We start from the raw sequence: 25804 nt of genomic DNA, 5'->3' as shown, positions 1-25804 counted from the left end.
AAGGAGGGGAAAGGTATGAAAAAGCATTCAGACGGCGAGAACGCGCTCGTGGAGCGCGTGGTTGAGAAACACAACAACAATGGCAAGATTCTCTGGTCCAAAGTAGCGGAAGAGATAGGCGCGGTGCTGGAGAGAAAAATAACGCCCGGCGCGGTGAAAACATGGCATTACCGCGTAGTGGCGCAAGGCGGCGTTAAACAGAGCCAGCGCGCGGGCGATAAAACTTGGGAACGGACGCAGAGATGGATTAAGAATCTTCTCGCTTCCAACTATAGAATGCGCGCTCAACTCAATTCTAAGAGAGGGAAACGCCGCGCCTCGGCTCGCACGGAGCTTCTGAAGAAAAAGGTCAAAGAGCTGCGCGAGGAAATTGCGAAACTCAAGGCGGAGCTTAAAAACCACCGGCCAATTCTTCGCTGGTGGGTTCGCACCCGGATGGCTCTCAAAAGCGCCGGCAAAGCGCTCATTGAGTAGCGGTTTCCCGGAGAAATCGCCTCTCTATGCCTTGCGAAACAGTCCGCAGGGCATTTTTAATTTTTTGGTAAAAGTATTAATTCTCTATTCTCTATCGGCTAATTCGTGAGAATTAGAGAATAGTTGGGGGATATGCTAGTATGTTTACTATGAATGAAAAAGAGCTGGAAAAGGCGTTAAAAGCGCTGGCCAATAAAAGACGGCTGCAAATTTTGCGGTATTTAAAAAAGGTTAAGGAGGCGCCGGTTGGGGACATTGCCGAAGAAATTCGTTTGTCGTTTAAATCAACTTCCCGGCACTTGTCGGTGCTCGCTGCAGCTGATATTTTGGAACGTGACCAAAGAAGCCTTCAGGTTTTTTACCGCCTCGGCGCGCTTCGGCACGCGGCAAAATATATTTTGTCTATTTTATAAATTATACTCCGGCTAATTCGTGAGAATAAGAGAATAGATAGGGAGGCGGGGTTTGGTTTGATAAATAAATGATTTTGTGGGAGAATTTGATTATATGAGTTTTAATGAGACAAAATTCTCAAGTACTATTGAGAAACTAATAAAATTTAAATCTAGTACAACAACACTTCCAATTAAAGATACAAGTTGGGAAGAACTTATATGGGCTGCCCTTGTCTTTCTCTATGGAGACGATAAAGTTGTATGGAATTCTCAATCGCATGAAAAAAGTGTTGATATTAAGGCAAAAATTAATGGTTCTATTCTAAAAATTTCTGCCAAGGGTAGCGTTATAAAAAATAATTTTCTTACGCTATCGTCTTATCGTTTAACCACATTTAGCTCATTAGAAAAGAAACTAGCTTTTATAAAAGCTCAACACAATAATTTCGACTTTTATTTAATATGCGCGCGAGAATTAGATAAAGAGCATCAACGCATAATCTATAATGTTATTAAAACCCCAGCCATCAAACTGGCTCCAACTAAAATGCTTAACAAAAACAACTGGAAAAAAACAAAAACAGGCTATGAGTTAAAACAAGGTTTGGGCCTTGCTGCTAAAATAGTATTTAAAATGTCTGATCAATTATGGTATTTAATCCCACTCAATTATTTTTCTAAGGATGAAAAATTAATTAATATTTCTATATCTATTAAAGAATTGGGGAAAGGACTTATTAATTATTTAAAAAGCGATAGCTGATTTTATATAAAATTATTTAAAATAATTTTGGCGCAAAGTTAGTGGAGCTCAAAAATTTTTCAGCAATTTTTATATAATCTTGATTGATTTCAAATCCAATATACGATTGGCCTAACTCTTTTGCCGCTACGCACTCCGAACCAGTACCGACAAATGGCACTAAGACAACGCCATCCTTTTTAGGCATAGCTGATGCGATCAATTTTTTTGATAATTCAAGGGGCTTTTGCGTGGGATGTTTAATTATTTTGTGTCCATTGTGTTTTTTCAATTGTCGCGGTTCAAAAACATCATCGCACGTTTTGCACAAAAACCATCTTTCTACCATTCCGGCTCCTCCAGCCAGGGCAGGAGCTTTGATGACATCTCGCGGCAACGCGCCGCCCTCATGGGCTTTGTAAACAGTTTCTACACCGCTCCCACTAAATCTCCCTAATGTGCCCTTTCTTATTTTTCCTGCGGCCCCATTCAAAAACCCCTCCGTGTAGGGCTCTCTAACTTCGTCTCTATTGAAAATTGGTTTGTTTTTCCATGCACAGATAATTGCTTCATGACTTCTCTGCCAAAAATTGAGTGAGGCAACGTTTTTGTTTGTATAATGCCAAATAAGCCAGCGTTTATTTATAGGAATTTCAACAGAAAGATGGGCTAAAATTTCGCTAAAACCATAAATAAACATTGTTCCAGTTGGTTTCATTGCTCTAACGCATTCATTTATCCATTTTTTACACCACGCAACATATTCGCTCAGTTCTCGCTTATCAAGATTATTTCCAAAATCTTTCCCGATATTGTATGGGGGATCAATAACGATAACATCACAACTTTCATCAGGAAGTTTCTTTAATTCTTGCATCGCATCTCCTAAAATTATTTTGTTAATAGGAAGTTTTTTATATTGTTTGATTTCCGTCTTAATTTCTGGAAAGACAATAGATATTGGTGTTTCTTCACGGATAACATCAAGTACAATTCCTTGTATTGAAACATCCCTCCCATTTCTGAAAATAAGCGGCTCCATGTTTTTGTTTGCCGGTTGTAAGCGAATATGTCCGCGCTCTTTATAAAATTTCTTTAAGGTTGCTTCGTGATTATCAATGAGAGCCACTACCCTTTCTCCATTCTCGGCAGTTTCTTGCTGGCGCACCAAAACGACGTCTCCGTCGTTTATATTTTCATCAATCATGCTGTTGCCCACAACGCGGAGGGCGTAGACCTCCGATGAAGAGGGGATTTTACTTTTTGGGACAGCAATGGCTTCTTTATGTGCTTCAAATACATGGATTGGTTCGCCTGCGGCTATTGTTCCCCATAAAGGAATTTTTACTAGCTTCTCTGATGAAGATACTTCAATGCCTCTTTTTTGATTTTTTTGTCGTTGCAGATAACCCTTATTTTGCAGCGCCGTTAAATGCTGATGAATTGTAGATATGGCCAAGCCAATCCTTTGCCCCATTTCTTTAATGGAGGGCGCAAAACCCCGCTTTTTGGTGTAGGAGCTTACAAAATCCAGTACCTGTTTTTGACGAGGGGTGAGCATATATTTATTTTATACCAAGCGGTTGCTATTGGCCTGTGGATAACTTTCGGTTTATTTTCGGTAGTTTGGTATTATAATTGAAAATGGTCGAGATTATTAATCTAAAATCCTAATACCATGGCAAGAAAAGTTTTACATGTTGTGCACAACAATACTTCTGAAAACTGGCTCGTGAAGCAAGCTGGCGTCAGCTTCCCCGTCATCTCTACTCCTAAAAAAGCAGACGCTGTTAGAACGGCTGTAGCATTGGCTAAGTCTATGCAACCAAGCCAAGTGAAAATTCACGGCTTGAATGGCGAAATCCAGAATGAGTGGACATATAAAAATGATCCGCGAAAATACTTAAGCTAGTTTGATAGCGTGAGCAAATATAATAATTTAAAAATTCTAAAGGAAACAAAAGCAAGGGTTTCTCATTTTTGTAATACATGCGGCGGTGAAATTCGAAAAGGTGAAATATATTATCCAGAACGCGTCGAAAAGGTTAATGTAATAGGCCTAAAACTTAAAAATTTTTGCTTCCGATGTGGTACGGAAATCCTCGCTAAAATCAAAAATGCGCTTAAATAATAAATTTTATTAGTATGGCCAATAATAAAAAATTTAAACAGTTTCCTATTACATCTATTTGCCGGGAAGATTTAGAAGGGATAGGTTTTGACGTTTCGGAGGTTGACGACGGCACAATGGAACAAATCGCCTCTAAGATGGCGGATGCTTATTTAGAAATCATTTTTTGGATTGACGCTCCAATTATTGCCGAGCATTGCGGCGTGCCGCGCAAAAAACCGAAAACTGCTTGAATAAAAACCCAAAATCCGCTAAGATTTAGGGGATTAATAAGTTTGTTCAAAAAACTAGGAGACATTATGCAAGAAATAAAAATCAAAGTTCGGGGACGAGAATACACGCTCAATAATAATAGCGATAAATACGATAGGGCTAAAAAGGATGCTGGAGAAAATGCTACGCCAGAAAAGATTTTGGCTCATTATGATAAACTAGGCGGCCTTATCAAAGATGAGGATGGCAACAAAATAGAAAACGGCCTATTTTGGCAAAAAGAAAGAGAACATTTAGTTAAAAAGATTGTTAGTGATCTAGATGAGAGGGAGAGATTCCGTGAAGATTTTCTAAAGTATCTCAGAGAGGAGAAATCGAATTATGCAAGACTGGTATTACAAGAAAATTTAATCTCATATAACGTAATATCTTTATTGATATTTATACAGTCCATCATAAATCTCGATTGTATTTCCAACAGCCATTTATTTGAAACAAAGATTTGGATAAAACTTTCCAGTAAAAAATTACAAAAAGAGACACTGGGCAAACTTATACATTTTTTAAGCGTTTTTTTAAATGACAGCATGTTGGTGAGCGATTTAGAAAACTTTAATTCTATGCGCAACGACATAACTCATAAAGCCCTTCATAAGTATCGGAAATTTAATGAACTGCATAATGATTCTAAAAAAGTTACTATACTTGGAGAAAAAATTATTAATAATCTTGAAACTACAATGAAAAATATAGCTAATTTGTCTAAAGAAAGTATGATTAAAGAAATTAAAGCAACAGATTTAATAAGAGATTCTAGAATATTAATTAACGAAAATTTTAAAAAACTTGAAGCAAGATTAAGGAAAATAGAAAAAAGATTAAAAAAGAGTAAAAAGAAATAAAAAAAGTGAAATTGCGGTGTTCGGCGGAGAGGCGAGAAAATTAACGGGGCAGGGTTTTATGCTAAAATTAGTAGATGAAAACTAATGTTGACTGGCTAGGCTTTGTGAGTTATTTTTGAGTTATGAGTTCATTAAACAAGCATTTTTGGAAATTTTTCGCGGGGATGCTGGGGATTTTGGCGCTGGGATTTTTGGCGGTTTATGGCGCCGGGATTTACGATAATTCAGGGGCGCTCCGCGATTGGTGGAACGCGAAGAAAGCGCAAAACGAATACGAGGCGCTGAAAAAACTTTATGAAGAGGATACCTACGGCGGCAAAACGCCGGAAGAAACACTGGCGCTTTTTATTGACGCTCTGAAAAAGGGGGACACAGATTTGGCGGCGAAGTATTTTGTGATTGAGGAACAAGAAAAAGCCACTATAGATCTAAAAGAAATGCAAATAAATAATAGGACATCAAATTTTCTAAAAGATTTTGAGAATGCACAACAAAATCTAAAAGAATCTAGTGATAAAATAGCGATTTTTGAGTACACAATTTATTCCGATGGTGGTATTGTAGAATTACAAGGACAAAAATTTAATGTCCCGGCTGGTAATATTACCAACACTATCAGGTTAGGGCATTTTCCCACTGGTTTATGGAAAATTTTAGAACTCTGAAAATTTGGAAAATTCTAATCATGGGGACGCTGGCGCTGTCCCCATTTTTTACACTGGCATACTCGCCGGAAACAACACATAGGGCGCTGACGCAAGAAATTGTCAAAGCATTTAACTCTTATTATCCGAATCTTAAAATGGGCGAGGTTGATGGAAGCGCGGTGGAGATAGGGAGCGTCGGAGAAGACAACGGAGCAAGGGCGCTGCATCATTTTTATGACCCTGTTTATAACCGCGGTTTGTTTGGACAGCTTTCCGCGAAGGACTGGGCCCAGAACACTTTGGCGCAGGCGAGCGTTTTCCGGCCATTGGCCGGGGCAATCACCGGGGTTTTCGGAGCGCCTACAGATTATTCTTGGGACCGCGCGGTTTATGATTATGTCTGGGTGGACAAATCGCGCGGGCTGGACGGCTTGGGGCACATTTTGCATTTGATTGAAGATATGTCCGTGCCCGACCATACCAGAAACGATGCGCACCCGCCTTATGCCGATAAGCTTTTTCATCAGGCAAGCCCCTATGAACACTGGGCGAGTAAATGGAATGCGGAAACCATGGCCGGTTTATCCACTATGATATATCATAGTGGTTCGCAACCGGCGCGTTTTTCTTCTCTTGGGGAATATTTTGATTCAATGGCGACTTATTCTAATAATAATTTTTTTAGCAAGGATACAACGCCAGAAAAATCAAAAGAGTATTTTAATCCAATTATCAAGAGTATCAGTGTAGAACATATTGATGGGGTTCAATATTACTTTGCATACGGAGAACTTGATAGCAAGAAATTGCGTTTGGTTAAATTAGAGACTCTGAAAGGAGATAACTCAAAATTTATAACTAAATTTGACGATAATACTTATGTAATGAATGACTACTGGTCTCATCTTTCCAAACAAGCGGTTTTGCATGGGGTTGGGGTGGTGAGATTGTTTTTTGAGGCGGTTGAGGAGGAGAGAGAGAACAAAAGATTGTTGGCGAAAAATAAAACGATTTTTGACAGGGTGGCGAGTTTGCTTCCGTCGCAAGTTAGCGGCGCGGTCGGTTTAAATAATAAAGAAGAGCCGAAGCCGTTGGTTGAAGAGATTCCTCAAAGCGCATTTGAGCCCCACTTGGCGGTTTCACCGCCAAGTGAGCCGCCCGACTTCTTAAAACTGCCCGACGGGAAGAAACCTGGTTTTTTGGAAGTCTCAAAACCAGGTTTCGAGGAGTCGGGCAGTGTTCTCTCGCCGGGCGGCGTAACCAATTTGGTTGTCCAACAACCAAGTGAAGCAGCCAACTTGGAAACTAAGTCCCCGAATGAGGATTTACCGCCTTTTTTGCAGTTGCAGGCGGCGGGCGGAGGCGGTTCTCCCGGCTTTGGCGGAGGCACGCCGACGCCGCCTGCGGAAACTCCGGCTTCCGACACAACCGCTCCGGATATTTCTTTGGACGTTTCGGAATGCCCCGGGCTGGCTTCCGTTGCCGGCGAATGCCTTGTGGCAAGCTCAACCGCCACTGTTTCCTGGTCCAGCGCCGCGGGCGACCTGAATCATTACGATGTGAGGTGTGAAGTGGGAGGTGTAAGTTGCGACGGATTTAATTTTGCGAGCACCACGGCGACTTCCACAATTTATTCTTTGCCCGCGGACGATTCCACTTATATTTTCAAAGCAAAAGCGGTGGACAATGCCGGCAACGAGAGCGCGCAAACGACTAAGACGGTCGTGTTTTTCACTCGCCCTGTTGTCATAAATGAAATCGCCTGGGCGGGAACTTCTGCGAACAGCGCCGACGAGTGGATTGAGCTTTATAATAGAAGTTCAAAAAGCGTGAGTATCGCGAATTGGGTTTTATACGCGGGCGACGGCGTTCCGTATATTAATCTTTCGGGAACAATTTCCGCCGGAGGATATTATTTAATAGAAAGGACGGATAATGACACCGTAAGCGACGTGACCGCCGACCTCACTGCGCCTTTTTCCGGCTCGGGTGCGGGCTCCGGTCTTGGGAACGGCGGAGAAACTTTGGTTTTATCCCGCGCATCAACGACGATTGACCAAACTGTTCTTTGCTCCAACGCTTGGTGCGGAGGACTTGCCTCGCCGACTTATTCATCAATGGAAAGAATTGATATGGAAGCCGTGGGGACGGACACGGGGAACTGGGGGACATCAAACGGCGTTGTGAAAAACGGCTTGGATTCGGCGGGCGCGGCGCTTACTGCGACTCCGCGGGCGCGCAACTCACTTCATTATTTAATTTCGCAGGGCGCGACTTTATCTTCCGACAAAACGTTAAAACAATCTTTCGGAACCTACATTATAAAAGACAACGAAACTCTGACAATCGCGAGCGGCAAAACTTTGACGATTGAGCCGGGAGTTACGGTGAAGATGGGCGACTCGGCTGATTTGATTGTGGACGGCACTCTAAAATCAGACGGCACTGCGGCAAACAATATTTTATTTACCGCTTTGTCGGGCTCTCCCGCGGCGGGCAGCTGGAGAAACGTGCGGATTACCTCCAGCAGCCAGAATTCCAGCGTAAGCCATACCCGTTTTAAATACGGCGGCGGGTTTGCCAGCAATATCCCGCAGGAACGCAGAGCGCTTTTGAGCGTTATTGACAACTCCATAACCATTTCCAATTCAATTTTTGAAAATTCTTTTTCGGCGGGAGCAAGATTGACGACTTCTAACTCCACAATTCAGAACAATACCTTCTCTGTGGGCACGACGACGGCGGATAACGTCGGGTTTTACGTCGTGGGCGGAGCGCCGACCGTTTCCGGAAACACGTTTTCGGAAAATTATTTTGGAGCAAAGGCGGAAGGGGCGGCCGCGTCTTACGCGAATAATATTTTTAACAATAATATTTCTTACGCTTTGTATTCATCAAACGGCTCCAGCACTTTTTCTGGGAATTCCGGCGCGGGCAACGGCAAAAACGGCATAGCGCTTTTGGGGACGATTTCTGCAGCGGGCGGGACGACGACGCTCGCTTCTAATTCTCTGGCTTACCTAACAATTTCTTCGTCAAATGCCGAAATTTCCGCCGGAGCGGGTTTGGTTTTGGAAGCGGGCGCGCGGTTTGCCGGCGAGGACAGCTCTTCGCGGCTCACCGTAAACGGCGCGTTAAAACTTGAAGGCGCGAGCAAAAGCAGTATCGTTTTCACTTCTTTGGCGGACACGGCGCCCGGCGAGTGGTACGGCATTGTGGTAAATTCCGGCGGATATATGTATGGCGGCGGGTTCACTTTGCGCTACGGCGGATATGGCGCGGGAGGCAACCCTAACGCCATAGCGGGCATCGGAGTTTTTGGCGGGAGCGTCAGTTTGTCGGACGGGCGGATTGAGAATAATTACAAGGCCGGAATGCGGCTTTACGACCACGCGACCTCAACGCTCACCAATTTTGAATTTAATAACCACGCCTCGCCCGCGAGCAATTCAACGGCGCTGGTTGCCGCCAACGCCGGAGTGGTTTTGAACACAGTTTCGTTTTCCGATAACTTCCTGGGGGTTTCTTCTTCCAACTCAACGATTCAGGCGACTGGCGCGACTTTCAGCGGAAACACAACCGACAAGTCCCCGGCAGACGCTTTTTAGATGCTTGCAATTTTTTGGGACGCTGCTATAATGTAGGAAGATTCTTCGCCGGATAGCCGCCCGCCACAATGCGCAAGCTTTGGGAAGGGAGGAAAGTCCGAGCACCGCTAAGGTAATCCCGACGTAAAGTCGGGATGCTCAAAGTTGCGGCCTCGCTGCGCTTCGGGCAACTTTGGCAGAGGCAGTGGCTAACGGCCACCTCCCGCCAACGGCGGGACGAGAGAGTGTCACAGAGACAATACCGCGGACGTCATCATTTTCGGTCTAAAGCCGGAAGCGTTGATAGCGCAAGGGTGAAAAGAGGTGAGGTAAAAGCTCACAGCGCGCGTTGGTGACAGCGCGCGGTGAAAAACACTTGTCCCGACGCACTATTAAAATTTTTGATAGCGAAGTCGGGACCCCGGCTTTACGTCGGGGCCCGGTGCAAGTCCGACGTCGAGTTAACCTCGGTAGTCGGACGCTAGATCCCGCAGAGCAATCGCGGGACCAGACAGATGGCTATTTAAACAGAACTCGGCTTATGAGCGGAGAATCCAAATCCCCAGCCCCGACCTTGCGTCGGGGCTGGGTTATTTTTATAATCTTCTATATGACTATATCAAGCGATTCTCTACACAAAGCGGCAGAGTGGTGCCTCTTGGCGCTCGCTTTTTTACTGCCGGTATGGTTTTTGCCCGTAACCATAGCTCCGGTTGAATTCAACAAACTGCTCATGGTCTCGGTTTTGGTGTTTTTGTCTTTCGTTTTATACCTCGCGCATTCCATAAGAGCGGGCAGCGTTTCTCTGCCGTACCATCATGTTTTTATAATATGGGGCGCGTTTTTGCTTTCCGTTTTGGCTTCGGCGGTTATTTCCCGCTCGGGCGCTTCGCTTTGGGGAATTGCCGCCGAGCCCTCCAGTTTTTTGGCGCTGCTTACTTTTTCTTTGATGAGTTTTATGATAATGACGCTTTTTTCCGAGCCGGCTCATTTCTCGCGGCTCATGGTCGCTCTGGGCTTGGGGCTCACTGTCTTTTTGGCAATGGTATGGATATTTTCCGTTTTCGGGCTCGGCCAATCCTTAGGCGGTCTTTTCGCGGCGCGCGCTTTTAATCCCGTTGGCTCATGGAACAGCGTTGGATTTACGGCGGCGTTTTTTCTTATGCTGCTTTATCCTTTTTTATCTGTTTCGTCCGGCGCGGCGAGGTGGGTTATGGCGGCGCTGTTTTTACTTTCTTTGCTTTTGGTACTGGTGGTTAATTTCCCGGTGCTTTGGGGCATTATCGGATTTTTTGCGATTTTGCTTTTGAGCTACGGCATCTGGCGCAAAAATACTTCGCTCGCCGGAGTCGGGTTTCCTTTGGCGCTTCTTTTGGTCGCGCTTTTTGCTTTTTTATTTACGGCGCTCATCGCTTCCTCAATTGCTTTCCCGGCGCCCTTGGAAGTCGGAGTTTCCCACAGCGCCACTTTGCAGGTTGCGGGGAAAGCGCTTAAAGAAAACACCGTTTTTGGAACCGGCCCGGCGTCCTTCGGCTACCTTTGGGATAAATACAAGCCGGCCGAAGTCAATAACACTTTGTTTTGGGGGCTGCGCTTTACTCTCGGGTCCTCTTATATTTTGAGCGCGCTTGGAGAGACGGGCGTTTTGGGATGGGCTTTGCTGCTCGCGTTTTTTGGCTGGCTTTGGTATCTGGGTTTGAAGGCGCTTGCTTCCGCGCATGATTCGCGCGCGGAGACCTTGGTTTTCGCGGCGTTCCTGCTTTTTTCCTTGGCGATTTTGATGTTTATGTTTTACTCTGCGGGGTATGTTTTGGCGGCCTTGGGATTCTTTGCCATGGGGCTTCTTTTGGCGGCGCTGCGCATCTCCGGGGCGTTTAAAATTTACGAATTTTCTTTGGTTAAAGAAGAAGGGCCGAGAGGATTTATTTCGGCGCTTGTTGTCGTCTTTTTTATAATCCTGGGCGCATTAGGGCTTTACTTGGTTTCGGTCCGCTATGTCGGCCAGCTTGCTTACGCCAAGGGGCTGGAGGCGATAAACGCCGGAAATTTGGACGAAGCGGAGAGAAAAATATTGATTGCGGCGCAAACCGACGGCGCCAATGATCTTTACCTCCGCACGCTCTCGCAGGTCTATATGTCTAAGGGCCAGCTTTTGCTGCAGGACAGGGCAACGCCCCCGGACATTCTTGGGTCGCGCTTTAAAGATTTTCTTGACCGCGCGGTTTCGGCGGCGCAAGCCGCCGAAAAGGCGGAGCCGCAGGACTTTTTGAATTACCGCGCGCTTGGGCAGATTTACTCCTTTTTGGTCCAGTTGGGCGCCGCCGGCGGAATGGAGGCGGCCCAGGCGCAATACGACGAGGCGCTGAAGCGCGCGCCCTCAAATCCGCTTCTTTGGAGAGACAAAGCCGTGGTCTATCTTAGCGACGCCGCTATGCGTAACAATCGCGACTCTTTGAAAAAAGCCGAAGAGAATTTGCTGAAGGCGGTTTCTTTAAAACCCGACTATGTTGAAGGCCATTTCCTTTTGGCGCAGGTTTACGACGCGGAAGGCCAGGCCGCGGAGGCCATAAAAAGAGGAGAGGCGGCGGCGCTTTTGGCGCCCAACGATATCGGAACGCTTTTTCAGCTCGGGCTTTTGTATTACCGAGCCAATCGCTTAAGCGACGCGGAGATAGTTTTCGGGCGCGCGGTTGAAATTAACGCGAATTATTCCAACGCCCGGTACTTTTTGGGGCTGATTTACGACCGCGGCGGGAGGAGGGCGGAGGCGGTTTCAGAATTTGAAAAAATTCTGGCGCTCAACCCGGACAACGGCGAGGTTAAGCAGATTTTGTCCAACCTACGCGCCAAAAAAGCTGCGCTCGCCGGCATAGCAGGCCCCGCTCCGGAGAAAAGAAGCGAGCCGCCAGTGAAAGGGCGATGAGGTTCGTAAAACTCTTCCACGCCGATTTAGGAAATGTCCACCACGCGGCTTTTTGGCTCGGATTTTTCGGCATTTTGGCCGATGCCCTCGGGCTTTTAAGAGACAGGGCGCTCGCCGGGACTTTCGGCGCATCCCGCGAACTTGACATTTACTACGCGGCTTTCCGCGTGCCGGACTTTCTTTACACTTTTATGCTGCTTTTTACCGCCTCAACCGCGATTATCCCGATTTTTTTAAAAAAATTCGGCGAGGAGAAGAAAGGCGCAGAAGAGCTTTTGGGTTCAATCTTCGCCTTTTTTTCTTTTTTTGTGGTTATTTTGAGCGCCGCGGCGTTTTTTTTGATGCCGTGGATAACCGACCGCTCTCTGCCGGGATTTTCAGAAGGCGAGATCGGCCGCACCGTCTTGCTTTCCCGCATTTTACTCCTCTCGCCGTTTTTTTTGGGCCTTTCAAACATCTTGTCCAGCGCGACGCAGGCCGTGAGGAGATTTTTTGCTTACGGCCTCGCGCCTGTTTTTTACAACGTCGGGATACTTTTGGGCATACTGGTTTTCTATGATTTTTTTGGCATCTCGGGCCTTGCCTGGGGGGTTGCTTTTGGGGCGTTTTTGCACCTCGGCGCGCAGGCGCCGTCGCTTCGGGGGCTTGGAATTTCTCTCCGGTTTGGAAAAATATGGAGCGAAGATATAAAAAAAATCGCCCGGCTTTCTTTGCCCAGAACCCTGGGGCTCCAGATTACACAAATCACCACTTTTATTTTAACCGGCATTGCCTCAACTTTTTCGCAGGGGAGCATCGCCGTGTTTAATCTGGCGCTCAACCTGGAATTTATTCCGGTGACGATCATTGGGCTTTCTTACAGCGTGGCCGCTTTTCCGGATTTGGTTGCTTCGTCTCTCAAAAAATCAAAAGAGGAGTTTGAAAAACATTTCTCCGCGGCCATGCGGCATATAATTTTCTGGACTCTGCCGATGGCGGTTTTGATTTTGGTGCTGCGGGCGCAGATAGTCAGGGTTGTTTTGGGGAGCGGGGCTTTCAGCTGGACCGATACGCGGCTTACAGCCGCGGCGCTTTCAATATTGAGTTTAGCCATAGTTTTTCAAAGTGTATTTATGCTCTTAACTCGCGCTTTTTACGCGGAGGGGGAATCGTGGAGGCCGCTTATCATCAATGCCGTGTCGTCGGTTCTTTCCGTGGGCGCCGTCTTTTGGTTTTCGGCTGCGCTCGGGGAGGGAGGATTTTTAAAAGATGTTTTTGGCTCCCTGCTCCGGATAGAAGACATCTCCGACATACGCGCCGTGTCTTTGCCTTTGGGGATTTTGGCGGGCAGTGTTTTTAATTTCATTTTTCTGGCGTTTGTTTTTAAAAATGTTTTCGTGGGGTTTAGCTGGCGCGGGATTGGGCGGGCGTTTTTGCAGGTTCTTTCCGCGAGCGCCGTGGGCGGACTCGCGGCTTACTTGGGGCTGGATATTTTTTCGCGCGTTTTTGACCTGCACACATTTTTTGGGGTTTTCGGGCAAGGGTTTTTGGCCGGTGTTTTGGGGATTTTGGCGACGGCGGCGTCGCTTTGGGCGCTGGGTAGCAAAGAACTGAAAGAATTTTCCGGAAGCTTGCTGGATATTTTTTTGGAGAGAGAAAAAAGCAAAGCAGACATGGTCCCCGCCCCCGAACCGGAAAGATTGCTTTGAGCCACGACAGGCACTTGACAAAATATTGTTTTGGGTGTATTATGGGTTCTAGAATGCTTGGTCTTTTATGCCTAGCTGTATTCCAAGAAATTGGAAGAATAACGGCGGCCGTTTGCCTGCTTAGGTCAAAAAACGGCAATGGAGGATATATGCATCGAGCTGGAGTGCAATGGAAAGGTGGCTTAGAGCCGCGAGTGGTAGCTGATAGAATTTCCCCATACATCTCTGACCAATTCGGTCAGTCCGTTCTTTATCGGACGGTACGGGATTTTAACGAGGTGTATATAGATTGCGATGATTTCCGGATCGCCGTTATCCTTAGCGAGCAACTCCAAAAAATCGTTTTCAAGAGTTTTGAATTTTTTTGCTTAAGGCAGGTCGACGATAACGACATTGGGCTGTTGCTTATCGAATACCGGGAGATTGTCGGGAAAGCGATCGCAGATCTAAAAGCTACAAGGTCGTGGTTTAAGGACTCTCGGATTGCGGAGATAAGACGGAGACTCGAGAAAGTTTACGAGCGTCCGGGGCCGACATTGTCTAAAGCGCCGCTTTAATAAAGGATGGTCAGAAACAAGAGGGGAGGAAAAAATTCTTCTCCTCTTTTTTATTTTTAAAATTTTCTATAAACTCTATTTATGCCGAATATCAGGAACTTCTGCATAATCGCGCATATTGACCACGGAAAATCCACCTTGGCCGACAGGATGCTGGAGATTACCAAGACAGTTGAAGCCCGCAAAATGCGCGCGCAATTTTTGGATATGCATCCGCTTGAGCGCGAGCGGGGGATAACAATCAAGATGCAGCCGGTTAGAATGCTATATGCCGTAAGCCATAAGCCGTATATTTTGAATTTAATTGACACGCCCGGGCATATTGATTTTAACTACGAGGTCTCTAGGGCGCTGGCCGCCGCGGAGGGCGCGGTTTTGCTTGTGGACGCGACCCAGGGAGTGGAGGCGCAGACGCTCTCCAACGTGGAGCTGGCGAAATCGCTTAATTTGAAAATAATTCCGGCGGTAAATAAAATTGACCTGCCGCAGGCAAGAATCGCGGAGACAAAAGAAGAAATCAAAAATCTTTTGGGTGAGTCCGCCGGGGAGATTCTGGAACTTTCCGCGAAAACCGGCGAGGGGGTGGAAAAATTGCTTGAGAAAGTTGTTGAAAAAATTCCGCCGCCCTCCTCAACACTCGGTGTTGGCGGGCTTCAAACACCGAGTGTTTTCCCGGGCGGCGGAACACGGGCATTAATTTTTGATTTTGAATACTCTTTGCATAAAGGGATAGTCGCGCATGTGCGGGTTTTTGGCGGAGAGATTGGGAAAGGCAGTAGATTAAAGTTGGTTCATTCCAATATTAAATTTGCCGCAAGCGAGGTCGGGGTGTTCAGGCCGGAGCTTTCGCCTATGGAAATCCTGTCCGCGGGCGAGATTGGCTACGTCGTCACTGGGATAAAAGAAGCGAGAGCGGTGCGCGTTGGTGACACAATATTGGAAGATGGCAGCTCGCTTAATGCTTTGCCGGGTTACCGCGAGCCAAGGCCGGTGGTTTTTTCAAGTTTGTATCCGGAGGATCAGAACGCCTTTGAGGATTTGAAAAAGGCGCTTGAGCGGCTGAAGCTTCTGGACAGCGCGCTTTTTTTTGAGGAGGAATCCGGCGGCCCCGCCGCGGCGGGGTTGGGACGGGGCTTTAGGTGCGGATTTTTGGGGCAGCTGCATCTGGAGATTGTCGTGGAAAAGCTTGCGCGCGATTTTAAAATAAAAACGATCGCCGCTTCGCCGACGGTAAAATACGCCGTAAAAACAAGGCGGGGGACGATGGAAATATACGCGCCGAGCAAATTTCCGGACCTGCCTAGCCGGCAGGCAGGCGGGCAGGAGATTTTGGAAGTTTTGGAGCCGTGGCTCAAGATTGAAATACTTACTCCGCCGGAGCGCCTGCCGAAGGTCTTGAAACTGCTGGAAGCGCACGAGGCGAGAGTCGGAGACACGCATAAATTTTCGGAGTCCAGAGTTAAGCTGGGCGCCCAAATGCCGCTTCGGGAGCTGATGCGCGATTTTTTTGACGAATTAAAAAGCGTCTCTGCCGGATACGCTTCACTCAATTACGAATTTTTGGATACGCGGCCGGCGGATTTGCTGCGGCTGGACGTGCTTATAGCCGAGGAAATCCAGCCGGCGTTTTCAAAAATAATTCCCCGCCGGCGCGCGGAGCAGGAAGCCAGAGAGGCGGTGGAAAAACTCCGCAAAATTCTGCCGCGGGCGGTTTTCGCACTCAAAATACAGGCGCGCGCCGGCGGGAGGATTTTGGCTTCGCGTTCGCTTCCGGCGCTTTCCAAAAATGTCACGGGGCATCTTTACGGGGGCGACAGAAGCCGGAAAATGAAGCTTTGGAAAAAGCAAAAAGAAGGCAAAAAACGTCTGAAAGAGCGCGCTGATTACCAAATCCCCGCGGAGGTTTATCTCAAAGCAATCAAGAGATGATTAGATGTAGTAGGGCACTATCAAAAACGCCAGCATGGCGATGACGGCGATTACCGTTATCGTATTCCACACCATTTTTGCTTTTTTTGAGCCGAATTTCATGATAAAAATAGAGTATCATGGCGTTGCGCGATTTTCAAGAAGAAAAAGAGATTGAGCGGTCAATTTTCTCCTGGCCGGTAATATTAATCGTGGGGACGTTGATGTTTGTGGCTTTGGCGGGCGCCTGGAAGACATTCAACGTTGAGCTGGCGCTAAAGCGGGAAATCAAGGATTTGGAGAAAAAAATCGCCGAAGCGGAGGCATCCAGAAAAAATTATGAAGAGCGCCTCGCGGAGCTGGAAACGCCAGAGGGCGCGGACCGCGACGCCAGGGGCCGGTTTAATTTGAAAAAACCCGGCGAAGCGGTGGTTATTTTTCTCGGCGAGGCGGAGGCGTCGTCGCCGGAAGGTTCGGTAAGGAAATGGTTCGGGGTTTTATGGCAAGCGTTGAAAGATAAAATTTTCTAAGGCGAGCATGAATATTTTTAGAAAGGGATATTTTGTTTTGGCGGTTGTTTTGCTCTTGTTGGGCGGCGCGGCAATAATGGGGTTTAGTTTTTTGCCGGTTTTGAAAGTGGGCGGGCGGGCGGCAAGCTACGCCGAGTTTTTGAGCGTTTACGGGGCGCTCAAAACTTTTGAGGAGCGCGCTTCTCCCCGGAGCAAGGCGCGCGATGCGCCCGCGACGCAAGTGCGGGAATTAAAACGTCTGGCGTTGGCGGAGCTGGCGGATAATCTTTTTTTGGACGAGATGATTTCAAAAACCGACCCGGGGATTTTTAAAAAAGCGGAGGAGATAGCGGAGACGGTTTTAAAAGACGGCAAGAATAGCTCTTTGGGCAGAGCATCCGAAGAGCTTTACGGCTTGAAACTGGAGGATTTTAAAAAATTCGTTTTGTTGCCGCAAGCAAAGCGCGACGCCCTTACCGATTATTATAAAGGCGACGAAGAAAAGCTCTCCGGGACTTGGCTGGCGCTCAAAAAAAACACGGCAGTGAAAATTTACTACCCGGGATTTTACTGGCAAGATGGGGATGTGAAAATTAAATAATTTATGCGGGTACGGGGAATCGAACCCCGATCTATTGCTTGGGAAGCAATCATTCTGCCACTAAACTATACCCGCGCTTTTTTAGCCACCTCCCGGATTCGAACCGGGGACCTCTGCTTTACGAAAGCATTGCTCTGCCAACTGAGCTAAGGTGGCCCGCTCTTCTTTTCTAGCATTTTTTTGGGATTTATGATATGCTTTGAATATGGAAGCGAAAGACAGGAAGTATATTCAGGAATTGACAGAAAAGGTCCGCCGCGCGGCGGGCCGTCTTTGACTTGCGCCAAAAAAGGGAAGACCTTTTAAAATTGGAGGCGGAGGCGTCAAACCCCGAGTTTTGGAAGAATTCGGCGAGGGCGCAGAAAATTTCCTCTGAAATTTCGGAGGTCAAAGCTGACGTAAAGGCCTGGGAGGATATCATAGGAGAAGCCGAGGAGCTTTGGGAACTGGCGCAGCTTGACGCGAAGGCGGAGATTTTGGATGAAGCGAAAAAACTGGAAAGCCGTCTTCTGGCCTTGGAGCGCGCGGAACTTTTCTCCGGCAAATATGACAAAGGAAGCGCGCTCCTCCGGATTTTCGCGGGTGCGGGAGGCGACGACGCCGAGGATTGGGCGGGCATTTTGTTTAAAATGTACGAGAAATTCGCCGCCCGAAAAGGATGGAGCTTTAAGGTTTTGCACACGCATCCGAACGAATTCGGGGGCATAAAAAACTCCGCCGCAAGGATTGCGGGAAAATTTTCCTACGGCTATTTGAAGAAAGAATACGGCGTGCACCGCCTGGTGCGGATTTCGCCCTATGACGCGAATAAAAGACGGCACACCTCCTTCGCTTTGGTTGAGATTTTGCCGGAGATAACCGACCCAGCGGAAGCTCCGCTCAAAGAAGAAGATTTGGAGGTAAGCTTCGCGAGGGCCGGCGGCCCCGGAGGGCAGAACGTGAATAAAAGGGAAACTGCTGTCCGGATTTTGCACAAACCCACGGGCATCTCGGCGCACGCGAGCGCCGAGCGCTCGCAGGCCCAAAATCGCAAGGCCGCGCTTGATATTTTGCGCGCGAAGCTCTATGAATTGGAAATTGCCAAAACCGAAGCGGAGAAAAAGTTGGTGAGGGGTGGGCAGATTCCGCAGGCCGAGTGGGGCCACCAAATCCGTTCCTATGTTTTTCACCCGTATAAATTGGTGAAAGACCACCGCACCGGCGCCGAAACCGCCGATGTTGAGGGGGTACTTGCGGGCGAGCTGGATAATTTTATAGAATCAGAATTAAATGATTTATTTTGATAAGGTCTCAAAAGTTTATTCTCCGACCTCAATTGCCCTTGAGGATGTTTCGTTTGCGATTTCGCCGAACGAGTTTGTTTCAATAGTCGGGCAGTCCGGCGCCGGCAAATCCACGCTTTTGAAGCTGCTTTTGGCCGAAGACCGGCCCACATCGGGCAAGGTCTTTTTTGAATCCAGCGACGTGCACGCCGTCCCTCCGGGAGAGCTCCCGGCGCTGCGCAGGCGAATGGGCGTTGTGTTTCAGGACTACCGGCTCCTGCCGCAAAAAACCGCTTACGAAAACGTTTCGTTCGCGCTTGAGGCGGCCGGAAAAGGCGATGACGACATAAAACAGGACGCTCCGCAGGTTTTGGAGCTTGTGGGACTTATGGACAAGGCCTGGCATTTCCCGCACGAACTTTCCGGCGGCGAAAAACAGCGCGTCGCCATCGCCCGCGCCATTGTGACCCGCCCGGACGTCGTTATCGCCGATGAGCCGACGGGGAATTTGGACCCTTTAAATACCTGGGATATAATCCGCCTTCTGGAAAAAATAAACGACTTGGGCACGACGGTTATTTTGGCCACCCACGACAAGGAAATCATCAATTCTCTGGAGCGCCGGGTGGTGACGCTGGAAAAAGGCAAAGTCGTCCGAGACGAACAGCGCGGGAGATATGTGCTATAATTGAATAATGGCGATGGATAAGATAACTTTCAGAAGGATTCTGAAGTGGGGGGTGATTAATTTTTTCAGGAACGGCGTGGTCAGTTTGGCCACGGTGCTGGTTATGTCGCTTTCAATTTTTGTGATCGGTTCGGTCGTCGTCGGGAGCTCATTTCTTTCCGGCGTGATTTCTTCTTTGGAAGAAAAAGTGGACATCAGCGCTTATTTCAAGCCGTCCGCCAAAGAGGAGCAGATTTTGGCGCTCAAAAAGGACTTGGAGGCGCTGCCGGAAGTCCGCTCGGTAAAATATGTTTCGGCGGAGGAGGCGCTTGTTGTTTTTAAGGAACGGCACAAGGGCGACGAAATCATTTTGCAATCCTTGGAGGTTGTAGGCGAGAATCCGTTTTCTCCGAGCATTGAGATAAAAGCGAAAGACCCGGCAAAATACGGCTCAATAAGCAAGTTTTTGGAGAGCGGGCGGTACGACAATATTTTGGATACGGACGACTCGGGAGAGAAGAAAATAACTTACCGCCAAAACCAGTTTGTGATTGACAAGCTCTCGGCGCTCCTCGCCGCATCCCGCCGCGCCGGGCTTGCAGTCAGCTTGATTTTGTCGGTAATATCCTTAATGGTCGCCTACAGCACCGTGCGGCTTGCGATTTACAATTCCCGCGACGAGATTTCCGTGATGCAATTGGTCGGCGCTTCGCGCCAATTCATCCGCGGGCCGTTTTTGGTTGAGGGGGTGATACACGGGGTGATAGCGGCGGCGTTTACTTTGGCGGTTTTCTATCCGGTTTTTTGGTTTGCCGGTGCAAGAACCTCCGCGCTTTTCGGCGGATTCAATATTTTTACGTATTTTTCCGAAAACATTTTCCAGATTTTCTTTATCTTGCTAATCTCGGGAGTCCTTTTAGGCGTGCTTTCGGCCTACTTCGCGGTGAAGCGCCACCTTAAGGTTTAGCTTTTTTTAACTCATTAGTACGCATACTACGTATTTTAACCTATCGTCCAATTTGCGTAGTATAGATTTTAAAGCGCGTTTTTGCGTTTTTTAATTACAAAAAACCAGAGATAAAGCAAAATCAGGGCAGCATAATTTATGGCAAGAAACTGAGGATTGGCCCAGGAAATGCCGTTAAATTTCCAGCCGAAAAGCGGCCAGAAGACCGGTGTCGGAAAGAAACGAAAAGAATGGGTCAGCACGTCCAGAAAAACGTGGAAAATCCATCCCCCCATCTCCCAAACCGGGCGCTTCAGAACCAGCCAGACCAGTCCGAAAACAATCAAAAAAATAATGGCGCTGTGGCTGATGTTATAAAGTACGGTCGCGAGCTGGAAAATCCATAAAGTGCCGGAGGACGGCGGCTCGGTTGCGGACGGTCCTGGGATGTCCGCGAGATTCACGCCGCGGAAAGTAAAATTCCACAAAAGCCCCAAAAACGGGATAGTAAAAGCGAACAAATCCGGGGAAACGCCCCACCAAACCGCCGCCCAGAAATTGAGCGGCTTTTTTATTTTTTCGTTGGCGGCTTTGGCAATCGCCCCCGTCCACAGCCCGTGCGATATGATGTCCATTGGGTAATGATACTGCTTTTTTATTTTTTTTACACCTCTCTATTTTTAATACGCATACTACGTATTCTAGCCTATCGTCCAACTTGCGTAGTATAGATTTTAAAGCGCGTTTTTGCGTTTTTTAATTTTTCTTCCGAACACCGCGCTTCCCCAAAGCTTGTGCGATACTATGTCCATAATTACGTTTTTAACATTATCTCCTTATTTTATCATATTAAAAAAAGCCCGAGCTAGGCGCCGGGCTGGGAGGGTTTGCCGTATTTCTCAAGATAGGACTTGAAAAATTTGTCATGGATAAAAACCGGATTGCCGTTTGGCAGTAGCGCCGTTACCACGCATACATATTTGCCCTGCGCGGCGCCATTGCCGTTTTTGCGCTTGAATTCTTCAAGAGCGGCGCACATTACGTTTTTCAATTCGCCGCGGGCCTTAAAGTGAATTTTTGGGGCTCGTTCTTCCCATCCGGTTCCGATGAACACGTAGAAAGCGAGGTATCTTGCGCGTTTTAGGTAGCCAAGGTCTTTTGCCAAGCGGGAGGCCTCTTTCCGATGCTCCTTTAATTTTTTCTCAAGCTCCTTTCGTATCATTCCTCTTACTGACATGGCTGCACCTCCGTTTCTATCCAAAACTTAGCGTTTATTTACTTTTGAGTCAACCTATACACTTTTATTTATTTAATGGCTTTTATTTTATTTCCTGAAAAATCCGCCTCTGCCGCCGTAGGACGGGCGCGAAAAGCCCCGGCCGAAGCGCTTATGTGAAAAATGACGCGGGATAATTTTGTATTCTATAAATTTCTCTTCCGAAAATTCCGGGTGCTTTGATATGGCAATCGCCGTGCGGAGAAGTTTTTCAATATCGCGGACGGCGCTTTTTTGGTCGGGTGTGGCGAAAGAAATCGCCCGCCCGGGCGCGCCAGCTCTGCCGGTTCTTCCAATCCTATGGACATAATCTCCGGGGTCATCAGGTAAATCGTAATTGATAACCACTTCAATCCCCACGACATCAATTCCGCGCGAGGCGATGTCCGTTGCCACAAGCACGCGGTATCTGCCGGACTTAAACCCTTCCAGCGCTTCCCGGCGCTGGCCAAGCGAACGGTTGGAATGAATTTCAGCGGCGCGGTGGCCCATGTTCCGCAGCGCGTGGCAGATTTTCTGCGCGCCGTATTTTGTGCGCGAAAAAATCAAAACCGAACCGCGGTATTCGGAAAGCAATTTCGCCAGCAATTTATTTTTGTCTTCTTTTTTTACGATAAATAATTCCTGCGCCACTTTTTCAGGCGCCGTTCCCGGCCGCGCGATCTCCACGCGGAAGGGAAGCTTCATGTGCTGGGTGGCAATGCGCACGATATCGTCCGGCATGGTTGCCGAAAAAAGCATTGTCTGCCGCGCTTTCGGCACTTTGTTTAAAATTATCCTGATTTGCGGCGCGAAACCCATATCCAGCATTCTGTCCGCTTCGTCTAAAACAAGTATGGCGATTTTTTCCAAAGAAAGAGTTTTTTGTTCCAGGTGGTCAATAATCCGCCCGGGCGTTCCTATTATAATGTGCGGCTGGCGGCGGAGGGCGTCTATTTGGGGCCGCATGGCCGCGCCGCCTATGAGCACGGCGGTTTTGAGACCCAGAGTGCGCCCGATTTTTCGGATGGCTTCATCAACCTGCAGCGCCAGCTCCCTTGTCGGCAAAAGAATCAGCCCCTTGGCTTTTGTCTGGGCGATACGCTGAATCATGGGAATGCCGAAGGCCAAGGTTTTGCCGGTGCCGGTTTGGGCGATGCCGATTAAATCCTTCCCTTCGTTGGCGACGGGAATCGCCCGCTCCTGAATCGGGGTGGGAATTTTAAAATGGAGGCGCCCAAGAATTTCCAAAAGCGCCGGGGCGATGCCCAAGCCGTAGAAAGACGCAGGGTTGTTTCTATTAAGCATCGTGATAAGAGGGGAGCCAGTCCATCAGTTTTTTTCTGTGTTTTTCTATTGACCAATTTCTGGCGTTTTTTCCGCCTCCGGCGGAAAAAAGCGAAGCGTGCGCCGCTTGAAATCTCCGCAAAATCTCCGGAGTCGCGCGCGGAAAACCATCGGGCGCGCTCTTATTGTAGGCGGCGAGAAAATCAGCAAGAGTTACGACTGCTTTGTTTTGTTCCAATACCGGGTCTTTACGTTTAACCACACTCTTATGATAGCAGAAAACGCCCCAAAAAGCAATGGTTTTTGCGATTACCCGACTATTGGTTGATTTTTTTCCAGAGCCAGACGGCGAGGAGGATTCCCACGGCGAGCCAGACCAGCCAGGTCAGCACGCCGAAAAACCCGAAAAGGCCGCCCCCTCCCATCATAGACCCGAACCCATACCCATATCCCATCATAGGTTTATTATAGCACCTCTTCACGTTTAAATTGTTTGGAGATATAATAAAAAACATGAAGCCCCTATTTTTAGAAAAAATTTCCATTTCAAAACAGATCCGTCCGGCTGATTTTTTAAAATATCCTCCCGCGCCCCAGAAAAAAAAGTTGGTAAGGCAAGCCGCCTATATGCGGGGCAAAAGGGTGGTGCATATAAACGCGACGGCAGAGGGCGGCGGAGTGGCCGAGATTTTGCAAAGCTTGATCACTTATCTGCGTGCTTTGGGCATAGAAGGCGACTGGTATGTTATTAATCCAAAAATAGGCAATAGTTTTTTCTCCGTAACCAATAAGATTCATGACGCAATGCAAGGAGCGGCAGTTAAAATAACTGGCAAGGAATGGAAAGAGTACGAACGAACGAGTAAACTTATCGCCGGAGAACTTGATAAAATCGATTGCGACGTTTTGGTTATCAACGATCCCCAGCCGCTTCTCGCAGGGTGCCGTTCACATCTCAATAAACACAAAATATACTTCAGTCACATTGATACATCCGCAGTCTTCGGACCCGTTTGGAAAAAGTTATTTCCCTGCATTGCGTCTTACCGCCGCATTGTTTTTTCAAACCGCGATTTTGTCAACGGCGATTTGCCTCGCCGTAAAGTGAAAATTTTCACCCCGGCCATTGACCCCCTCTCGCCAAAACAGAAAATCGTTGCTCTAAACGAGGCGCGATTGTATCTCAAAAAGCACGGCGGCATACCGGTAGATTGCCCGCTTATCGTACAAGTTTCGCGTTTTGATATTTGGAAAAATCCGCTCGGAGTCATTCAGGCATTCCGTATAGTGCAACAAACGCATCCCGAAGCTCGGCTGGCTTTGGTTGGTTTCAATACGGCAAATGATAACCCGGCTTCTTCTACAATTTACAAAGATATTGCCGCTGTCGCCGGCAGATCCCGCGATATTTTTTTATTTTTTAACGCGAAGGGCAAAGACGTTCTGAAATTTACCGTTATGGCGCAAAACGCCGCCGATGTGATTATTCAAAATTCTATCAAGGAGGGATTCGGCCTGGTGGTTACGGAAGCTATGTGGAAACGGAAACCGGTGATCGGCGGTACGGCGTCCGGTATCCGCAAACAGATTCGGGACGGGAAAAACGGCTTTGTGGCGAAAACCCCCGAGGACTTGGCTGAAAAAATAGTTTTTCTTTTATCTCATCCCGAGAAAAGAAAAATGTTGGGAGAATATGCGCGGAAAACTGTTTTGAAGAAGTTTTTGTTCCCCCGTCTCGTTTTAGATCATCTCAAACTTTACCAATCTTGTTTAAAGTAAAATAAACTGCTATCATAAAAAGGTCGTGGCGATAGTCGTAAGTTGCGGCACAAAAAAGACATAATTAGTTTGAAATAAGATTATGAAATACAAATGTCCAAAGTGTGGCCACGAGTCGGAACAGGCGGGAAATTGTCCGACCTGTAACGTTCCGATGAGCGAAGAAACATCTGAAGAAAAAACCCCCGAAACCCCTCAACCGCAAGCACCTCCAGGTTCAGAGAAACAAAAGTAGTCAACAAACAAAATCCGGGATACTCCGGATTTTGTTTTGTGTATCAGATTTGGTAAAATAATGTCAAAAGTTTGTTGTTGTTTTTATCGTATTTAATTGGCTGCGGGGCTAGGATTCGAACCTAGATTCTGCGGTTCAGAGCCGCATGGCCTACCATTAGCCGACCCCGCAATAATAATGAAGCCATATTAGCAGAATTTCGGATTTGATAAAACCCGCCTTCTATATTAGATTGGAGGATGGAGGTGAACTATGACTGAACTAACAAAGAATGGGGGCGGAAAAGCCCAAGAAAAAATGAGCGGCTGGCTGATTGCGTTTATCGTCGCGATGTTTGCCATCAGCGGCTTAATAATCAGACACCTTTTAACCACTAGTTTCAGTGTCAGACCGTAAGACATCAAGCAATGGGGCTTTCAGCCCTTTTTTATTGCACCATTTTTTCCGTATTTGTGAAGTTGACGGGAAATCGCGCGCGGATAAACTATTGGTATGTCGGAAAATCTTAAAGAAAAGGCGCTTAAAATAACCGAAGCGTTATACCGGACTACCGACCTTTTTTCCGACGCCGAGCCATTAAAATGGGCTTTGCGCGAAAACGCGCTGGAGATTATGGGTGCAGACGCGGGGGATATTGCCAGAATGGAAAGGATGGCCAAGAGCATGCTTTTGAAGCTGGAGCTTGCTTCCTCGGGCACGTTTATCTCAAAAGCAAATTTTGAGGTTCTGACCAAGGCGTATTCAGAACTCATGCGCGAAGCCGTGTTTCTATCGGACAGCTATAGGAATCTATTGGACAGCATCGCTGGCATTGATTCTAAGCAGATAGGTAAGCCAATAAGCCGCGTATCGGACAGACATGAGTTGCTTTTGGCCAAGCTTAGAGAAAATGGGCGCAGAAGCGCAGGCGAACTGGCTAAAATGCTGGGAGGCCAAATCAGCGAGAAAACAGTGCAGAGGGAGCTTTCTTCGCTTGTGGCTTCCGGGGCAATAAAGCAAGATGGAGAGAAGCGCTGGAGGAGGTATTTTATCTGAAAAAGGGTTATCCACAACGGGCGCTTGCATCGGTGATTATCGGCTATGTTATACTTAAATT

At 47.5% G+C, this 25804-nt stretch carries 25 protein-coding genes, 3 tRNA genes and 1 other RNA gene; 20 read left to right on the top strand and 9 right to left on the bottom strand.

The features are described from left to right. Nucleotides 1-15 precede the first annotated feature (15 nt). The 3 genes from HYW15_03450 to HYW15_03440 all read left to right on the top strand — a co-directional run bounded on the left by HYW15_03450 (nt 16) and on the right by HYW15_03440 (nt 1632). On the top strand, nt 16-474 hold the full coding sequence (locus tag HYW15_03450; protein QQG42532.1) for a hypothetical protein: 459 nt from the start codon (nt 16-18) through the stop codon (nt 472-474). A gap of 149 nt (nt 475-623) precedes the next feature. Continuing rightward, nucleotides 624-887, top strand: coding sequence for a winged helix-turn-helix transcriptional regulator (locus HYW15_03445; GenBank protein ID QQG42531.1), 264 nt, complete (start codon nt 624-626; stop codon nt 885-887). 76 nt (nt 888-963) lie between these two features. Next, a complete protein-coding gene (locus HYW15_03440) occupies nt 964-1632 on the top strand; it encodes a hypothetical protein (protein ID QQG42530.1) in 669 nt (222 codons plus the stop codon). 16 nt (nt 1633-1648) lie between these two features. Here HYW15_03440 and lexA read toward each other — a convergent pair whose 3' ends face one another. Further along, nucleotides 1649-3172, bottom strand: coding sequence for a transcriptional repressor LexA (lexA, locus tag HYW15_03435; protein QQG42529.1), 1524 nt, complete (start codon nt 3170-3172; stop codon nt 1649-1651). A 117-nt stretch (nt 3173-3289) separates the two neighbouring features. Between lexA and HYW15_03430 the strand changes: the two genes are divergently transcribed. From HYW15_03430 to HYW15_03380, 11 genes are all read left to right on the top strand, one after another. Continuing rightward, nucleotides 3290-3523, top strand: coding sequence for a DUF2188 domain-containing protein (locus HYW15_03430; GenBank protein ID QQG42528.1), 234 nt, complete (start codon nt 3290-3292; stop codon nt 3521-3523). A 233-nt stretch (nt 3524-3756) separates the two neighbouring features. Further along, a complete protein-coding gene (locus tag HYW15_03425; protein QQG42527.1) occupies nt 3757-3975 on the top strand; it encodes a hypothetical protein in 219 nt (72 codons plus the stop codon). Between the two features lie 66 nt (nt 3976-4041). Continuing rightward, nucleotides 4042-4857, top strand: a complete 816-nt coding sequence (locus HYW15_03420; protein ID QQG42526.1) for a hypothetical protein — start codon at nt 4042-4044, stop codon at nt 4855-4857. A gap of 122 nt (nt 4858-4979) precedes the next feature. Then, complete coding sequence (locus HYW15_03415) at nt 4980-5522, top strand: hypothetical protein (protein QQG42525.1); 543 nt, start codon at nt 4980-4982, stop codon at nt 5520-5522. Then, the gene (locus tag HYW15_03410; GenBank protein ID QQG42524.1) at nt 5501-9112 is read left to right on the top strand and encodes a lamin tail domain-containing protein; all 3612 of its coding nucleotides are present in this window, start codon (nt 5501-5503) and stop codon (nt 9110-9112) included. The genes HYW15_03415 and HYW15_03410 overlap by 22 nt, the downstream gene beginning before the upstream one ends. 40 nt (nt 9113-9152) lie before the next feature. Continuing rightward, nucleotides 9153-9649: RNase P RNA component class A (gene rnpB, locus HYW15_03405), an RNA gene on the top strand. A gap of 52 nt (nt 9650-9701) precedes the next feature. After that, a complete protein-coding gene (locus tag HYW15_03400; protein QQG42523.1) occupies nt 9702-12014 on the top strand; it encodes a tetratricopeptide repeat protein in 2313 nt (770 codons plus the stop codon). Next, nucleotides 12011-13702 (top strand): oligosaccharide flippase family protein, encoded by a 1692-nt coding sequence (locus HYW15_03395; protein QQG42522.1) that lies wholly within the window; start codon nt 12011-12013, stop codon nt 13700-13702. The genes HYW15_03400 and HYW15_03395 overlap by 4 nt, the downstream gene beginning before the upstream one ends. 638 nt (nt 13703-14340) lie before the next feature. Then, on the top strand, nt 14341-16188 hold the full coding sequence (lepA, locus tag HYW15_03390) for an elongation factor 4 (protein ID QQG42521.1): 1848 nt from the start codon (nt 14341-14343) through the stop codon (nt 16186-16188). Between the two features lie 119 nt (nt 16189-16307). Then, a complete protein-coding gene (locus tag HYW15_03385; GenBank protein QQG42520.1) occupies nt 16308-16697 on the top strand; it encodes a septum formation initiator family protein in 390 nt (129 codons plus the stop codon). A gap of 7 nt (nt 16698-16704) precedes the next feature. After that, nucleotides 16705-17277, top strand: a complete 573-nt coding sequence (locus tag HYW15_03380; GenBank protein QQG42519.1) for a hypothetical protein — start codon at nt 16705-16707, stop codon at nt 17275-17277. A 4-nt stretch (nt 17278-17281) separates the two neighbouring features. Here HYW15_03380 and HYW15_03375 read toward each other — a convergent pair. Further along, nucleotides 17282-17352, bottom strand: a tRNA-Gly gene (locus HYW15_03375). Nucleotides 17353-17360: 8 nt separating this feature from the next. Beyond that, a tRNA-Thr gene (locus tag HYW15_03370) sits at nt 17361-17433 on the bottom strand. Nucleotides 17434-17555: 122 nt separating this feature from the next. Here HYW15_03370 and prfB point away from each other — a divergent pair. Genes prfB through HYW15_03355 form a run of 3 tightly spaced genes read left to right on the top strand, consistent with a single transcriptional unit; the run spans nt 17556 to nt 20173 of the window. Beyond that, nucleotides 17556-18560, top strand: a complete 1005-nt coding sequence (gene prfB / locus HYW15_03365) for a peptide chain release factor 2 (protein QQG42518.1) — start codon at nt 17556-17558, stop codon at nt 18558-18560. Further along, on the top strand, nt 18547-19227 hold the full coding sequence (ftsE, locus tag HYW15_03360) for a cell division ATP-binding protein FtsE (GenBank protein QQG42517.1): 681 nt from the start codon (nt 18547-18549) through the stop codon (nt 19225-19227). The genes prfB and ftsE overlap by 14 nt, the downstream gene beginning before the upstream one ends. Nucleotides 19228-19234: 7 nt before the next feature. Next, the gene (locus HYW15_03355) at nt 19235-20173 is read left to right on the top strand and encodes an ABC transporter permease (protein QQG42516.1); all 939 of its coding nucleotides are present in this window, start codon (nt 19235-19237) and stop codon (nt 20171-20173) included. 68 nt (nt 20174-20241) lie between these two features. On the opposite strand, the gene HYW15_03350 is transcribed toward HYW15_03355, so the two are convergent. The 5 genes from HYW15_03350 to HYW15_03330 form a co-directional block, all read right to left on the bottom strand. Further along, entirely contained in the window at nt 20242-20787 is a 546-nt protein-coding gene (locus HYW15_03350; protein ID QQG42515.1) for a hypothetical protein, read from the bottom strand. A gap of 230 nt (nt 20788-21017) precedes the next feature. After that, nucleotides 21018-21374: a hypothetical protein gene (locus HYW15_03345; protein ID QQG42514.1), complete on the bottom strand. Its 357-nt coding sequence runs from the start codon at nt 21372-21374 to the stop codon at nt 21018-21020. A 102-nt stretch (nt 21375-21476) separates the two neighbouring features. Next, nucleotides 21477-22715 carry a DEAD/DEAH box helicase gene (locus tag HYW15_03340; GenBank protein ID QQG42513.1) on the bottom strand — a complete coding sequence of 413 codons (1239 nt, stop codon included), beginning with the start codon at nt 22713-22715 and terminating at the stop codon, nt 21477-21479. Further along, nucleotides 22708-22956: a hypothetical protein gene (locus tag HYW15_03335; protein ID QQG42512.1), complete on the bottom strand. Its 249-nt coding sequence runs from the start codon at nt 22954-22956 to the stop codon at nt 22708-22710. The genes HYW15_03340 and HYW15_03335 overlap by 8 nt, the downstream gene beginning before the upstream one ends. A 55-nt stretch (nt 22957-23011) precedes the next feature. After that, nucleotides 23012-23152 (bottom strand): hypothetical protein, encoded by a 141-nt coding sequence (locus HYW15_03330; protein QQG42511.1) that lies wholly within the window; start codon nt 23150-23152, stop codon nt 23012-23014. A 55-nt stretch (nt 23153-23207) separates the two neighbouring features. Here HYW15_03330 and HYW15_03325 point away from each other — a divergent pair, with 55 nt between their 5' ends. Beyond that, nucleotides 23208-24473: a glycosyltransferase gene (locus HYW15_03325; GenBank protein ID QQG42510.1), complete on the top strand. Its 1266-nt coding sequence runs from the start codon at nt 23208-23210 to the stop codon at nt 24471-24473. A gap of 332 nt (nt 24474-24805) precedes the next feature. Here the strand turns inward: HYW15_03325 and HYW15_03320 are convergent. After that, nucleotides 24806-24879: transfer RNA gene (locus HYW15_03320), tRNA-Gln, on the bottom strand. Between the two features lie 81 nt (nt 24880-24960). On the opposite strand from HYW15_03320, the gene HYW15_03315 reads away from it, so the two are divergent. Together HYW15_03315 and HYW15_03310 are read left to right on the top strand one after the other, a co-directional pair. Further along, entirely contained in the window at nt 24961-25104 is a 144-nt protein-coding gene (locus tag HYW15_03315; GenBank protein QQG42509.1) for a hypothetical protein, read from the top strand. A gap of 96 nt (nt 25105-25200) precedes the next feature. Then, nucleotides 25201-25743 carry a hypothetical protein gene (locus tag HYW15_03310; protein QQG42508.1) on the top strand — a complete coding sequence of 181 codons (543 nt, stop codon included), beginning with the start codon at nt 25201-25203 and terminating at the stop codon, nt 25741-25743. Nucleotides 25744-25804 lie beyond the last annotated feature (61 nt).

The sequence above is a fragment of the Candidatus Giovannonibacteria bacterium genome (assembly GCA_016432405.1).
Lineage (GTDB): Bacteria > Patescibacteriota > Minisyncoccia > UBA11713 > 2-01-FULL-45-33 > MFHE01.
The sequence above is the reverse complement of the archived record's forward strand: the minus strand, read 5'-3'. Positions and strand labels throughout refer to the sequence as shown.